The organism is Legionella nautarum (genome assembly GCF_001467895.1).
Lineage (GTDB): Bacteria > Pseudomonadota > Gammaproteobacteria > Legionellales > Legionellaceae > Tatlockia > Tatlockia nautarum.
This window is the reverse complement of sequence record NZ_LNYO01000013.1, coordinates 597,178-610,672: the sequence shown is the minus strand read 5'-3', so window position 1 is coordinate 610,672 and position 13,495 is coordinate 597,178. Positions and strand designations below refer to the sequence as shown.

Below are 13,495 nucleotides of genomic sequence, written 5' to 3'. Positions count from 1 at the left end.
ATATCTATACTTAAGTCTACTCTAAGTGACTTATTTAACCCAATAGATTAAACTAATTCTCATTAAAACTGAAAGTAAATCTTATGGGCGCCTATCATTACCAAGCGCTGAACAAAACAGGCTCTACAAAAAAAGGCGTCATTGAAGCTGATTCTGAACGCCAGGCTCGTCAATTCTTACGCGAACAGGGTTTAGTCCCGACACAAATTCGTCCTTTGATCAGGCAACAAAAGTCACGCAGCAAAGATAAATTAGCCGCTCAAGATTTGGCTTTATTTACACGTCAATTAGCGACTTTACTTGCTGCGGGAATTCCAGTTGAAGAATCATTACGTGGAGTAAGTGAACAAACGGAGAAAGACAAGGTTCGCGGTCTGATTATTGGTGTTCGCTCTAAGGTGCTTGAAGGTTATGGTTTAGCACAAGCGATGAGTGAGTTTCCTAATGCTTTCCCCGAGCTTTATCGTGCAACGGTAGGTGCAGGAGAGCAGACAGGACGCTTGGATGTGGTCTTGGAAAAACTAGCAGACTACACAGAAAATCAGCAACAAACTCGGCAAAAAGTACAGCAAGCACTTATTTATCCTTCATTAATGATTATCGTTTCCACTGCAATCATCAGCTTTCTTTTAGCTTTTGTTGTTCCCAAAATTATCGAAGTATTTAGCAGCAGTGGACAAGAATTACCTAATATGACAAAAGTGCTTATTAATTTAAGTCAGTGGATTAAATCCTATGGGTTAATTGCTATTGGCGTTCTAGTTGCCCTGCTGATTGGCTTTAAGCAAAGTCTTTCAAATATTAAAATTCGTACCGCTTGGCATAAAATTTTACTCAAATTACCGATCTCCTCCTATTTAGTACGCTCAGTGAATGTTGCCCGTTATATCCATACTTTTGGTATCTTATTTGCTGCCGGGGTTTCTGTTCTCGAAACCATGCGAGTTTCAGCAAGCCTGATCACTAATTTGGTCATGCGTAATGCTTTTGATATTGCTACTGTCCGGGTACGCGAAGGCTCTGCTATCAGTCAATCCTTAAAAGATACTGGCTTCTTAAGTCCGATGGCAACTCATTTAATCGCCAGTGGCGAAAAAAGCGGCCAAATTGCAGGGATGATGGAGAAAGCCGCCTCTCATTTAGATAATGAAGTGAAACGGTTGATTGATACGGCTTTAACTCTTCTTGAACCCTTAGTCATCCTGTTTATGGGTGCAGTTGTTTTATTTATCGTTTTAGCAACGCTCCTGCCTGTGTTCTCAATGGAGCAATTAGTAAGTTAATTTTCATTAATCAAGGGCGATAGCAATTTTGCCCACTCTTTGTAACCCTCGTAATTTAAATGCACACCATCTACTGTATAGCGTTTATTGAGTCCATTGGTATCCGATAATTTTTCATTCACATCAACAAAAATGATGCCCTTAGTGCGTGAAAAATCTTTTAACTTCGCATTTAAGCGATCTACTTTTTGATTAATAACCTGGGATTGTAGGTAAATTTGGTTAGCACTACATTTAATAGTCGAAGAAATAATGACTTTAATTTTTGCTTTTTGTAATATTTCCACAATGGTTACATAATTTTTAAATACTTGGTCAGGATCTGCCCCTCTACCAAAATCATTAATGCCAAACATTAGAAACGCTTTTTTAGGCTTAACCTCAAGAATGCCATTCATTCTTTGTAGAATTTGCCCCGAAGTATCACCACTTATCCCTCGGTTAGCGATGTCAGACTTAGCCAACAACTCCTGCCATGGCCAGGCTTGGGTAATTGAATCCCCTACCAAAACATTAGAAGCGATAGGTGTTTGTATAGTTGAGCTGTTTTCGAGATAAGCAAACGTGGAGAACGAAGAGAAAAAAAGGAATATAAGTAGGACGTATTTAAATGGCTTCATTATTGTTTTTCTCCCTTTATTTCAAAAATACCTTATTTAAGCATAACAAATCAAAAAGTAATTGGGGTTATTTTATTGAGATCTTGTTGATTTTATTAGGTGATAAAGAATTCCCACACTTTGAACAACAAAGGGAGTAAAATCTTGCTTCAGGGGTTGGGGCTTGTTCAACATTTCAGCCCTCATTGTTTTAATGGATAATTTATCAACAATTGTACCCACGCATTCTGCTCTTGCAATCATAACCATCGATTTTCATAACACGAGTCGGATTCCTTGTAGTAGAATGTATTGTAAAAATTATTTCCCTGCTCGGAGTTTTTAATGAATAGACAAAGTGGTTTTTCTTTGATTGAAATTATGGTGGTAGTCGTTATTTTGGGAATTCTTGCCTCTATTGTCGTACCTAAAATTATAAATCGACCCGATGAAGCAAGAGTGGTAAAGGCGAAACAAGATGTTTTAGCCATCCAAAATGCCTTAGATCTTTATAAACTCGACAATGGTTCTTATCCAACAACGGATCAAGGATTAATAGCCTTAGTTGAAAAACCCACGTCAAACCCCATCCCACATGATTGGAAACAGTACCTTAAATCATTACCCAAAGATCCTTGGGGACGTGATTATCTCTATCTCAACCCAGGCGAACATGGCGAAGTAGATGTCTTTACTTTAGGTGCCTCAGGCCAACCTGGTGGTACTGGTATTAATGCTGAAATAGGCAATTGGGATGCACGCTGAGCGTGGATTCACTCTGATTGAAATTTTAGTGGTAGTGGCAATTATTGGCATTACACTTGGTTTTGCAATGCTCGCTTTTGGTGATTTTGGCGCTAGTCGGCGTGCTGTGGTGAGTGCTGAGCAATTTTCTTCTTATGTTAAACTGGTTCAACAGCAAGCAATACTTGAAACGAACACGCTCGGGATCAGTTTAACCAATGAAGGTTATACTACTTATCGTTTTGAAAGTGGTGGTTGGCGAATAATGTCAGCAAAAAGTATTTTTCATTGGCGTTCTTTCCCAAACAAAATTAGCGTGATTTTTCGACAAGGAGGTTCTAGAAATAGATTAAAAAATCCCGACATTATTATCACACCATCAGGCGACATGTCTGAATTTATTATCGATTTTGGCACAGCAGCTAATCCTCAGGTGGTCAGCTTATTTGGCAAAACTGATGGACGGATTATCATCGAGAAGCCTAAATCACCATGATAAATCAAAACACGAAGCAAAAAGGATTCACTTTAATTGAAGTTCTACTCGCTCTCTCGGTTATTGCAATTGCCTTAACTGCCCTATTTAAAGCGACAGCACAAAACGTTTCACAGACTCAACGCATTAAAGAAAAGACTATTGGGCACTGGGTTGCCATGCAAGGCGTCACTATGGTTCAACTTGGATTGTTGCAATTGACTAATCAAGAAATGACCAAAGTGACTACGATGCTAGGTCAGCGTTGGTATTGGCGTGTTAAAATGAACCCCACAGCAATTAAATCAATGCAGCAAATTACGATTACTGTGAGTAGAAACCAAGCAGGCCCCTTCCGCGACCCACTTATCGCCTTTTGGTATAAGCCATGAAGACTGAAAAAGGTTTTACCCTTATTGAAATCCTAATTGCACTGACTGTTTTTGCTATTCTTGCAGCGATTACCTCTTCAGCAATGTATTATGCCTTTAATACCCGCTCCCGAGTTAGTGAGCAGGCTGAACGACTGAATGCTTTACAGTTGGCTATCACATTAATAGAACATGATACCGAACAAGTGATCGTTCGTGATATACGTGCAGGTCATGAAATGCAACTTCATCCAGTCTTTGAAGGTGAAGCGCAATACCTTGAATTTACGCGCAGCGGGTTTGTTAATCCGAATAGTGAAGAGAAGCGCTCTGTGCTCCAACGTGTCGCCTTTCTATGTCAAAATAATCAATTGATTCGCAGATCTTGGGTCACGCTTGACCCAGTCAACCGAGAAATTTATCAAGACAAAATATTAATTGATCGCCTCATGAATTGCCAATTCGCCTATCTAAATCATAATTTACAAGTTTTGTCAGAGTGGCGGCCTAATGCCGTACAACAAAATCAACGTGCTGAGCCAATACCCAAGGCAATTCAAATGAATTTAAGGCTGAATGACTGGGGCAAAATGAGTCTTCTTTTTATCATCCCTGGGGCGCTTTATGCGGAAAAGTAGAGGCAGTGCATTAATTTCAGCCTTATTTATCATGACACTTGTTGCCATCGCTGCGACTGCGATGAGCACCCGCCTACAACTCGATATCTATCGCACTCGCCTTACCATTGCTAGCGATAAAGTCTATCTGGCTTCACAAGCCGTTGTTTTTTGGGCACTGGCAGAGCTATCCAATACAAAAAATCAATTCACCTCAAGTAACCAATTTGGCAAGGTTCTTAATTTTCCTAGCAAATTACAATCTATTTATCCTGACGCTTCGATCAAAGGCAGCCTATATGACTTGCAAGCCCGCTTTAATTTAAATAATGTTTCTGATCAGAAGTATCATTTATCGTTTAGCAACTTCCTTAAAAAAGCCACAAAATTAAGTCTAGAACAGCGGAAAGAACTTGCCGCAACTTTACAAAACTGGATAAACCCCTACAAACCAGGTCAAGATGAGACGCTTTTACTTCAATACATGAAACAAAAACCACCTTACTATCCAGCACAACAGCTCATGAGGAGCGTATCTGAATTTCGCTTATTGGAAGGAGTCTCTGCCAAGCTTTATCGGAGTTTGTTTAATTCTATTATCGCACTACCCGAAGTAACAGCGACTAATCTCAATACGGCCTCACCAACGGTACTTATGTCTTTAGGTTATGGCCTAGATGAAAATCAGGTCGAACAATTAATCAATGCACGCGGAAAAAAAGGTATTCAAGATTTGAAAAAAATAGGCCCATTATTGCAAAAACTGGGGATTCGTAATGAGCAAGTAACAATTGAAAGTCAATACTTTATGAGCATTGCCAATGTTTCCTCTTCTGATTTAAACCTTACCGTTTATTCGATTATCAAACGCAATAAAGATAAAAAGGGTAAAATTTCTGTTAGTATTATTAATCAGAGCGTGAATACCTTTGGCTAATGCAGATCTAAATTAGGCTACGCTGATAGCTAAGACCCGCATTGCAGTCTATAGCAGACAGCAATTTTGTCACCCATCAGACATTAACTACCACCCGAGCTGATTCTTTTTCAGAAGTCTTTTCAACTATAGGCTCATTAAAACCAAGCAACTTATCTTCCGAAGCCATTTCTTCTACAGGAGTTTGGTGAATAGTAGGCTTATCAAAAAAGATATAATGTCCAGTGACTGCTTTTGTTCTAAGTGAGTATATAGCGGGTAGGGTCCCAAATGCCGTTATTAACAAGAGCATATTTAGCAAGAAAGGAGCCCAACTTTCATTACTTTTAGTTTTAACTTGATAACTTCTAATCAAGTAACCGGCTGCAATTTGAAAATCAAGTACCCTATTTTGAATAGCTGCTTTCTTAGCTGGCTTAGCTAATCTCTCATTAACTAAGGTTGCTTCAAAATCCCCCTTGAATTCGTCTAACAATTCATCCAATTGTTTTTTCATTGATCCAATTATTTGCTTCTCATCCTCTATGACAGAACTCTGTATTTTTTCAAATTTACTAAATTCAGAATTAATATTTTGTTCTATATCTTCCAATAAAAACTTCATAACTGAATCTAAATTTTGCTCGTCATTTGGTTTTTCCTTTTTGAATTTACGTTTAAGCGCTTTATAATCTTGGCCTTGACCAAGAAATTGACGATATAATTCAACTCGTAAAGCGGCATCGTAGGCTTCTTTAAAGTTTATTATATAATTTTCTTCAGATAGTTTTTTCAAGCGGTTATCCGCAATCATATATGCAGCATCGGATGCAGCCTGAATTTTACTCCCATCACTAGCGGATTTATTAGATGTATAAAAAGCAGCTCTGTCACAAAGAATCCGATGTTTTGTGCTCGCATTATCATTCCTGCGCTGCGCGAACGTGAAATCTAAGAAGAGATCATAGTGATACATTATGGATTTATGAGTTTGAAGAATATCTGCTTTCATCACTTATCACCTATTTTTTCATATAGGCAACATTATAAATTATAATCATTAATAATTTTTTAAGACCAATCAGAGCAACCTTTACTCATCATCTTCGTCATTCACTTCGGAAGTCGGTTGTTTCGCACTGAGCTCTTTAAACAAGGCATCTCCTTTTACTTTATCTTCTGATGACAAAGTAGGTTCTAATTCCCCCAGCTCTTTTGCAGCTTGTTCATTTTTATTGGCTGCGGCCAATTTCAACCAAGCATAAGCTTGGGGTAAATTTTTAGACACTCCCAAGCCTGCCATGTACAAATAACCCAATTTTCCTTGCGCGATCGGATTACCTTTTTCCGCTGCTTTTCCAAACCAGAAAGCGGCTTGCTCATAATCCTTATCAACGCCGGTCCCCGTTAATAACAATTGGCCTAGTTCGGTCTGTGCATGCGTATTACCTTGCTCAGCAGAGGCTTGATACCAATACGCCGCTTTCACTGGATCCGCTTTAACACCTAAGCCATTAAGATATTGATAGGCTAAATATGCTTGAGCATTTTTGTGACCTTGATTTGCAGCAGAGGAAAACCAATAAGTAGCTGCAGTCTGATCCGGAGCAATGCCATATTTGCCAGTATATAAAAGACCTAGGCTATACTGCCCTTTTGCGTCCCCTTGTTCTGCTGCTTTTTGATACCAATATAGAGCCTGCTCGACATTCTTCTGTGTACCAGAACCCGTCATATACTGATAAGCGAGATTAACTTGAGATCGAGCGTAACCTTGTTCCGCTGATTTTTTAAACCATTCAAATGCTTTTTCATCACTTGCCTGTACTCCATCGCCAACCGCATACATTAACCCAACGTTGCGTTGTGCAATCGCATTTCCCTGAACTGCAGCTTTCATATACCAGGAGAATGCTTCTTTAAAATCCCGTTTTACACCTTGTCCATTATCATAAAGATAACCCAAACTTAATTCGGCAAGGGCATTTTTTTGTTCAGCAGATTTTCGGTACCATTCGAGGGCTTTGACTTCATCCTTGTTGACACCATAACCATATTGGTACATCCGTCCCAATAGATACATTGCTTCATTATTTCCTTCTCCAGCAGCTTGGACTAGATGAGGATAGGCGGTGGTATAATCCCCATTATCATAAGCAGTAAAGCCAACGATGACGTCTGCAAATGCTGAATTGATGTATAGACAAGCAGCGAGTATTAGTAGTCGCATGCTCTCCCCCGAATTAATCCCTTACTTAAAAGAGTAGAATATTAAAGCAACAAAGCAAATTATTATTCATATAATTTTTTTGCAAGCGTTCGAAGTTGCTAACCAAATAGAAAATAATAAAATTTAAGAGTTAGCAACTCAGCACGTGGGTGGGTCAGTGTACATTAGCCGTTCGGATTGAGTTATCCTCACGACATGAATATCTCAGGGATTTGTATTAATTTTATTCCGTTCAGCCTGAGGAGCACTCGAAGGCTGTCCTGAGGTTCTCGAGAGGGGCTTTTGCGACACTTCGAGACAGCGCTTCGCGCTTCCTCAGTGCAAACGGGATTAACAATCTATGTCAGTTAAACCGTTGAGGCTCTGAGGTACCCCCATGAAATGGGTATCTAAAGAATCTTTATTAATTTTATTCCGTTCAGCCTGAGGAGCACGCATAGCGTGCGTCTCGAAGGCTTGTCCTTAGTCGCCGAAGGGGGGCTTTTGAGACACTTCGAGACAGCGCTGCGCGCTTCCTCAGTGTGAACGGGATAAACAAAACGATCAATAAACTAAATAGTCTATTTAATTTCTTGGGGATATCTCAGAGCCAGAACGGAGTAGATAAATCTTTTTAGCCGGGCAGCGCTATTTCAGCGAAGCTAAAAAACGTTCCACTTCTTCGGCTGATAATTCCTTCCAATTTCCTCTGGATAAAAAACGCGGCATGGATAATTGGCCATAGCGAATACGAATGAGACGGCTTACTTCCACTCCTTGTGATTGCCACAAACGACGAACTTCACGGTTGCGTCCTTCAGTCAGCGTCACATGATACCAGACATTAGTTCCCTCTCCGCCTTTGAAATCAATACGTTTAAATTGTGCGCGACCATCCTCTAGCTCAACGCCCTTGAGCATCGCCGTAATCGCTTCAGGACTCACTTGTCCGTGCACCCGAACCGCATATTCTCTTTCTAAACCAAATTTGGGGTGCATCAATCGATTTGCAAGCTCACCATCATTGGTAAAAATTAGCAGCCCAGAGGTATTGATATCCAAGCGTCCCACTTGCACCCAACGCCCTTGCTTTAAAGGGGGTAACTTATCAAAAACGGTTCTACTATGCTTCGGGTCCTGACGGCTGGAAATTTCGCCCACGGGTTTGTGATAAATCAAAACGCGCGTTTTGGCTTGTATTTTTAAGGGATTAGCAATCAAACGGCCTTGCACAGAGATTTTGTCATTTGCTCCAGCGCTATCGCCTATTTGGGCAACCTTTCCGTTTACTAGCACTAATCCCTGCTCAATCCAGCGCTCCATCTCTCTTCTAGAACCTAATCCTGCTTGACTTAATATTTTTTGTAATCGTTCGCTAGTCATTATTCTATACACTCTTCAATTGCTTGATCAGCCGCCACAGTAAAGCGGTTTGTGATGGTTTCTAAAGCGGGTAAATCACTCAAACTGGTTAAATTAAAATAATCAAGAAAAACTTTTGTTGTTACATAAACCGCAGGTTTTCCAGGCACATCACGATGCCCTGCGACTCTTATCCACTCTCGCTCGATTAAAGTTTTCAAAATTGGGCTACTTACAGCCACTCCACGAATATCTTCAATATCAGCCCGAGTTACTGGCTGGCGATAGGCAATAATCGCTAAGGTTTCTAAAAGTGCGCGTGAATATTTAGCTGGTTTTTCAGCATAAAGACGGCTAATCCAATGACTGTATTCAGTTTTAGTCTGTAGGCAGTAACCACTGGCTAAGCATTTTAACTCAATTGCTCGAGTTTCATAGTCTTTTGCTAATTGATTTAAAGTCTTAAGCAATTGTTCACGGCTGGGCCTTTGCCATTCGTCGAAAAACATTTGCAATTGATCCAAAGCCAAAGGCTGACTTGAATTCATCAGTAAGGCTTCTACTACAAGCTTCAGCTCAGTTTCACTCATAATTGGCAACCTGTAAGTGAATCACCGCATAAGCGTTTGCTTGAGTGATTATCAGTAGTGATTGCTTAGCCAACTCCAAGATTGCTAATAAGGTAACAGCCAAACCCATTCGCCCTTCTGCTCGTTGAAATAATTGAGTAAAAGTCATTGCGTTTCCATGAGCTAATCGCTCCAGTACCACGCTCATGCGCTCTCTGACTGACAAGGGTTCACGACTAATATGATGATTAACTAAATGACTTTGTCGTTTAATTAAATCTCGCATGGTCGCCGTCAATGACGATAGTTCAACCTCTGGATGAATAATAGTGCGCACTAATTTTTCACAAGGGATTGAAAAACGAAATAAATCGCGGTCGCAACGGGGCAAATCATCAATTTGCTGGGCTGCAATTTTAAATTGCTCGTAGGTCTGCAGCTTTCTGACCAACTCTAAACGGGGATCTTCTTCTGACTCTTCATTTTCGCTAGGGCTTGGAGGCAACAGTAACCGTGATTTTATTTCCGCAAGCATTGCAGCCATGACCAAATAATCTGCGGCCAATTCCAGCCGATGTTCTTCCATCATGTGGATATATTGCATGTACTGCTGGGTGATCAGCGCAATCGGAATATCTAAAATATCAATATTTTGACGCCGGATCAGATAAAGCAATAAATCCAGCGGACCAGAAAATGAATCTAACATAACCTCTAACGCATCGGGTGGAATAAATAAATCTGCCGGCACCTCGGTTAGCGGTTGACCATCAATAACCGCTAACACAGAAGCTGCTGGGGAAGAAAACTCCGCATTCATTAATAATCCAAGCCCATTACTTCACGCACGGTATTGAGGTTTTTATTTGCTTCTTCGCGGGCAGCTTCTGAACCTTCGGCAACAATTCGCTTTACCGAGCCTAGATCCGCTTCATACTCTTTAATTGCTGTTTGAATAGGAGTTAACTCTCGGTTGATTGATTCCACAACCGGCCTCTTACAATCAATACAACCAATACCAGCGGTGCGGCAACCTGTCTGTACCCATTCTTTTACATCATCTGCTGAGTAAATTTTATGTAATTGCCAAACAGGACATTTTTCCGGTTCGCCAGGATCAGTCCGTTTCACTCGTGCAGGATCTGTGGGCATGGTTAAAATTTTCTTTTCAACCTGCTCAGGTTCTTCACGGAGACCAATTGTATTGTTATAGGACTTGGACATTTTTTGTCCATCAGTCCCTGGCATTTTAGAGTTTTCTGTAAGCATTGGTTGCGGCTCTGGGAGAATAATTTTTCCTGAACCATCTAAATAACCCAGCAAACGCTCCTTATCGCCAATCGATAAATTATTCTGATTTGCCAATAAAGCCTGCGCTGTACTGAGCGATTCTTGGCAACCATCCTGCTGGAATTCTTTACGTAACTCTGTATAAAGTGAGCTATTTTTCTTACCCATTTTTTTAATGGCTTCTAAGGCTAGCGCTTCAAAGTTAGGCTCTCTTCCATAGATAAAATTAAAGCGCCTAGCAATCTCGCGAGTTAGCTCGATATGAGCAACCTGATCTTCGCCAACAGGAACATAATCCGCCTTGTATAAAAGCACGTCGGCACTTTGCAGGAGTGGATAGCCTAAAAAGCCATAAGTTGAAATATCTTTATCGTGCAGTTTTTCCTGTTGATCTTTAAAAGTTGGAACCCGCTCAAGCCAGCCTAAGGGGGTAATCATTGATAATAAAAGATGTAATTCGGCATGTTCTGGTACCCAAGACTGAATAAAAATCTTTGACAAACTTGGATTGATACCACAGGCAAGCCAATCAACGACCATATCCCATAAAATAGTTTCTATAAAACCAGGTTCATCATAACGGGTAGTTAATCCATGCCAATCGGCAACAAAAAAATAACAATCGTATTGATGCTGTAATTTAAGCCAATTTTTAAGCACACCATGGTAATGACCTAAATGTAAACGACCGCTTGCGCGCATGCCTGATACGACGCGTTTATTAGCACTAAATAAAGCTGACATCAAAATCCTTCATTCTATGTTTAATAATACTCTAGCAACAAGCTTTGCTAGAACCTTCTATCGAAATGGTTCTGGATCCCCTTTTCCTTCACGTAGAATAACAGGATACTCTCCAGTTAAATCAATCACTGTTGTGGGTTCGTGGCTGCAATTTCCACCATCGATGATTAAATCGATTTGATTTCCTAATAAATCTTTAATAGCTTCCGGCTCACTTAAAGGAGCAGTTGCTCCAGGCAAAATGAGTGTAGTACTCATCAAAGGTTCTTCAAGACACTCCAAAAGGGCTAGAGTGATATTATGTTCAGGCACGCGCAAACCAAGCGTTTTTCGTTTTGGATGTAGCATTAATCGAGGTACTTCATGGGTTGCATTCAAGATAAAAGTATAAGATCCGGGGGTAAATGCCTTTAACAAACGAAAAATAGCATTCGATACTTTCGCATAGGTCCCTAATTGTGACAGATCACGACAAACTAGCGTCATATTATGATTTTTATCTAATTGTCGTAACCGTCTAATTCGCTCGAGTGCTGATTTGTTTCCCAATTTACAACCCAAAGCATACCCTGAGTCAGTCGGGTAAACGATTAATCCCTTTTCTTCGACTATTGCCGCTGCTTGGCGTAACAATCGAGCCTGTGGATTATCGGGATGAATTGCAAAAAACTGGCTCATTAAAAGTCCCCTATCAATTGATCCATTGATGCCATATTGGTGTACAGTTTAGCGGTAGTAGCGGCTGTCTTCCAAGACAAATACGGGATATGCCATCCCCATGATAATCAGAACCAGTCGACGCAAGTAACTCATATCGCAAGCAAAGCCCAGCCATTTCCTGCATTTGGGTAGTCGTCATTTCACCCGAAACAACCTCCATTCCTAGACCGCCCGCCTCTTTAAAATGACGAATTAATTCTTGCAGTTTTAATCGCGTAAGAGAATACTTTAAAGGGTGAGCAATTACCGCACAACCATTCGCCTGGATAATTCCTTCCACAGCCTCAGGAATCGAAACCCAAGGCGTGGGTACAAAAGCAGGTTTGCCTCTTGATAAATATCGCTTAAATGCTCCTTGCAAATCTTTTGCTAAACCCTCATTAACAAAAATTTGTGCAAAGTGAGGTCGAGCAATTCGTTTATGTCCAGCAAGTGCACAGGCTTTTTCATAAGCATCATCAACCCCACATAACTTCATTTTTTCAGCAATTTGTTGCGCTCGGAGAATACGACTGTCGCTCTGTCTCTTGACGAGTGTTTGAATATGTTCATTATCCATATCGAAATTTAAACCTAGAATATGAATATCATATTTTTTCCAACGGGTGGTCACCTCGATTCCATTTATCACCTTTATTGGATAACCCGATGCAGCCTCTCGTAGAACCTTAACCCCTTCTATCGTATCGTGGTCGGTCAAAGCTAAGATTTTAATATTAACTTCCAATGCTTTTATTAATAAGGCTTGAGGAGTTAGTATTCCGTCAGAAAAATTGCTGTGGCAATGTAAATCAATCATAGGGCTGGATTCTGAAGTTAAAGATAAAGGGCATTTATAAGTATATCAAATCATCGCCCTTAAAATAACCCTTAGATAATAATTCGGGATAGCAAATTAAGGATATAAAGAGTTTCCAATAAGCGCCCCCACTTCGTCTATCCGAGAGAATTGATATACAAAGGAATGAAGAAAAAAAATTTGCTTCAGCCTAGATTATAAAATGTTAATCCAATCCCATAAAACCAACCACATTTTAAACTTTTCGTTGCTATACTTTGAATATAAGTAGTCCTATTTTTCCGAGCAGTCCATGGATAAGAAGCTTCGTATAGTTTTGGTCGAAGATAATGCTACCAACCAAAATAGAATGAAACGATTTTTAACAGAGTTATTTCCCTGCGAAGTAATCACGTTTAGCCATGGGATTGAAGCTACTAATTTTCTCTTAGCGCCGACCAGTGTTTACGACCTAGTGATCCTCGATGGTAAATTACGCTCTCTTCCCCACACTCTCCAACAAATTCCAGTGGATGGTCCAGAGGTCGCCGCTGAATTAAGAAAAAAGGGCATCAGAGCAAAGGTTGTTTTATGGACCAATGATCCCGATATGCTTGCGCGTTTTGATGAGGTTTATGATGGAAAACGTCTACCAGAAATTGAAAAACCCTGCCGCAAAGAGAATATTGAAGTCATATTAAGACCTATCGTTAAAGCAATTCTTAGCGGTGAAATTTCCCCTGAGATGGATGCGGAGATAGACGATTATTCCATATCTTTTCGTTGATCCTTCATAGTTGATGAGAGCAATACTTGCT

Annotated in this window: 16 protein-coding genes; 7 read left to right on the top strand and 9 right to left on the bottom strand. The window is 40.2% G+C overall.

What is annotated here, in order from left to right; all coding sequences use genetic code 11:
- The first annotated feature begins 83 nt into the window (after positions 1-83).
- Positions 84-1,283 carry a GspF family T2SS innner membrane protein variant LspF gene (gene lspF, locus Lnau_RS06115; protein WP_058504253.1) on the top strand — a complete coding sequence of 400 codons (1,200 nt, stop codon included), beginning with the start codon at positions 84-86 and terminating at the stop codon, positions 1,281-1,283.
- On the opposite strand, the gene Lnau_RS06110 is transcribed toward lspF, so the two are convergent.
- Complete coding sequence (locus tag Lnau_RS06110; protein WP_058504252.1) at positions 1,280-1,903, bottom strand: GDSL-type esterase/lipase family protein; 624 nt, start codon at positions 1,901-1,903, stop codon at positions 1,280-1,282. The two genes, lspF and Lnau_RS06110, sit on opposite strands and share 4 nt — an antisense overlap.
- Before the next feature lie 324 nt (positions 1,904-2,227).
- On the opposite strand from Lnau_RS06110, the gene lspG reads away from it, so the two are divergent.
- Genes lspG through gspK form a run of 5 tightly spaced genes read left to right on the top strand, consistent with a single transcriptional unit; the run spans position 2,228 to position 5,026 of the window.
- Positions 2,228-2,647 (top strand): GspG family T2SS major pseudopilin variant LspG, encoded by a 420-nt coding sequence (gene lspG, locus Lnau_RS06105; RefSeq protein WP_058504251.1) that lies wholly within the window; start codon positions 2,228-2,230, stop codon positions 2,645-2,647.
- Positions 2,637-3,122 (top strand): type II secretion system minor pseudopilin GspH, encoded by a 486-nt coding sequence (gene gspH, locus Lnau_RS06100; protein ID WP_058504250.1) that lies wholly within the window; start codon positions 2,637-2,639, stop codon positions 3,120-3,122. Before lspG ends, gspH begins: the two co-directional genes overlap by 11 nt.
- On the top strand, positions 3,119-3,493 hold the full coding sequence (gene lspI, locus Lnau_RS06095; protein WP_058504249.1) for a GspI family T2SS minor pseudopilin variant LspI: 375 nt from the start codon (positions 3,119-3,121) through the stop codon (positions 3,491-3,493). Before gspH ends, lspI begins: the two co-directional genes overlap by 4 nt.
- Entirely contained in the window at positions 3,490-4,110 is a 621-nt protein-coding gene (gene lspJ / locus Lnau_RS06090) for a GspJ family T2SS minor pseudopilin variant LspJ (RefSeq protein WP_058504248.1), read from the top strand. The genes lspI and lspJ overlap by 4 nt, the downstream gene beginning before the upstream one ends.
- Positions 4,097-5,026 (top strand): type II secretion system minor pseudopilin GspK, encoded by a 930-nt coding sequence (gene gspK, locus Lnau_RS06085; protein ID WP_058504247.1) that lies wholly within the window; start codon positions 4,097-4,099, stop codon positions 5,024-5,026. The genes lspJ and gspK overlap by 14 nt, the downstream gene beginning before the upstream one ends.
- 76 nt (positions 5,027-5,102) lie before the next feature.
- Here the strand turns inward: gspK and Lnau_RS06080 are convergent, their stop codons facing one another.
- The 8 genes from Lnau_RS06080 to Lnau_RS06045 form a co-directional block, all read right to left on the bottom strand.
- The gene (locus Lnau_RS06080) at positions 5,103-6,017 is read right to left on the bottom strand and encodes a hypothetical protein (protein WP_058504246.1); all 915 of its coding nucleotides are present in this window, start codon (positions 6,015-6,017) and stop codon (positions 5,103-5,105) included.
- An 81-nt stretch (positions 6,018-6,098) separates the two neighbouring features.
- Positions 6,099-7,235 (bottom strand): tetratricopeptide repeat protein, encoded by a 1,137-nt coding sequence (locus Lnau_RS06075; protein ID WP_058504245.1) that lies wholly within the window; start codon positions 7,233-7,235, stop codon positions 6,099-6,101.
- A 627-nt stretch (positions 7,236-7,862) separates the two neighbouring features.
- Positions 7,863-8,597 (bottom strand): 23S rRNA pseudouridine(2605) synthase RluB, encoded by a 735-nt coding sequence (rluB, locus tag Lnau_RS06070; RefSeq protein WP_058504244.1) that lies wholly within the window; start codon positions 8,595-8,597, stop codon positions 7,863-7,865.
- A complete protein-coding gene (gene scpB, locus Lnau_RS06065; protein WP_058504243.1) occupies positions 8,597-9,166 on the bottom strand; it encodes an SMC-Scp complex subunit ScpB in 570 nt (189 codons plus the stop codon). The genes rluB and scpB overlap by 1 nt, the downstream gene beginning before the upstream one ends.
- Positions 9,159-9,965: a segregation and condensation protein A gene (locus Lnau_RS06060; RefSeq protein WP_058504242.1), complete on the bottom strand. Its 807-nt coding sequence runs from the start codon at positions 9,963-9,965 to the stop codon at positions 9,159-9,161. Before Lnau_RS06060 ends, scpB begins: the two co-directional genes overlap by 8 nt.
- Positions 9,965-11,179: a tryptophan--tRNA ligase gene (locus Lnau_RS06055; RefSeq protein ID WP_058504241.1), complete on the bottom strand. Its 1,215-nt coding sequence runs from the start codon at positions 11,177-11,179 to the stop codon at positions 9,965-9,967. Before Lnau_RS06055 ends, Lnau_RS06060 begins: the two co-directional genes overlap by 1 nt.
- Positions 11,180-11,236: 57 nt before the next feature.
- Entirely contained in the window at positions 11,237-11,857 is a 621-nt protein-coding gene (locus Lnau_RS06050) for an L-threonylcarbamoyladenylate synthase (RefSeq protein ID WP_058504240.1), read from the bottom strand.
- 13 nt (positions 11,858-11,870) lie between these two features.
- Positions 11,871-12,698 carry a PHP domain-containing protein gene (locus tag Lnau_RS06045; RefSeq protein ID WP_058504239.1) on the bottom strand — a complete coding sequence of 276 codons (828 nt, stop codon included), beginning with the start codon at positions 12,696-12,698 and terminating at the stop codon, positions 11,871-11,873.
- A gap of 292 nt (positions 12,699-12,990) precedes the next feature.
- Between Lnau_RS06045 and Lnau_RS06040 the strand changes: the two genes are divergently transcribed.
- Positions 12,991-13,464: a response regulator gene (locus tag Lnau_RS06040; protein WP_058504238.1), complete on the top strand. Its 474-nt coding sequence runs from the start codon at positions 12,991-12,993 to the stop codon at positions 13,462-13,464.
- Positions 13,465-13,495: the final 31 nt, after the last annotated feature.